We start from the raw sequence: 635 nt of genomic DNA on the forward strand, positions 1-635 counted from the left end.
AGTCTTCGCCTTCCATATGAGCATCCTGCTCGGTTACGCTAAAGCGATAGGTGTTATATGTTGCCTTATTGTCGCCTTCGTACTTAACAGGATTTCCATCTTTGTCAGTAATCTGCACGGTTTCTGCAAAGGATTTTGGCGGCGTTACGGTATTTCCTTTTCCGTCAACAGCGCCCATATCTGCTACTGTTCCCTTGCCATCTTCTCCGTAGCTGCCAACATAATATCCTTCCGGTACTACCAATTCTTCGATTTCGTAAATGCCGTATTCGATTTCATATGGCAGCACGATTTCGCCGTTCTTGTTAGCATAGAAGACATAGTTCTTATTGGCATCTGCGTAGCTTGCGCCGTTTGGCAGATAACGGTTATAGTTTTCTGCTTCTGTTGGATCAGCTAAATCAGGATTTCCTTTATAGCGGATTCTGAAAGCGGTTCTATCAGCGTCCCATCTTACAGTCTTTCCGGTCTCGCTATTAGTTTTTACAACCTTAATCTTGTTGGTCTTCGCCTTATTATTTACATCTACGGAAATCAGCTGACCGTCTTCACTTACTGTACGGTTAAAGGTTTCCAAAACGTAACCGTTCTTATCAGCCTGTATTTCCTTGATTTCATAAGTACCATAAGGCAGG

The 635-nt window shown here is 43.1% G+C and carries 1 protein-coding gene; it reads right to left on the bottom strand.

Annotation, left to right across the window (positions count from 1 at the left end; all coding sequences use genetic code 11):
• A partial coding sequence (locus D1841_RS18085) for a hypothetical protein (protein ID WP_166554373.1) occupies positions 1-635 on the bottom strand: 635 nt, incomplete at both ends.

Source organism: Neglectibacter sp. X4, from assembly GCF_009917365.1.
Classification (GTDB): domain Bacteria; phylum Bacillota; class Clostridia; order Oscillospirales; family Acutalibacteraceae; genus Acutalibacter.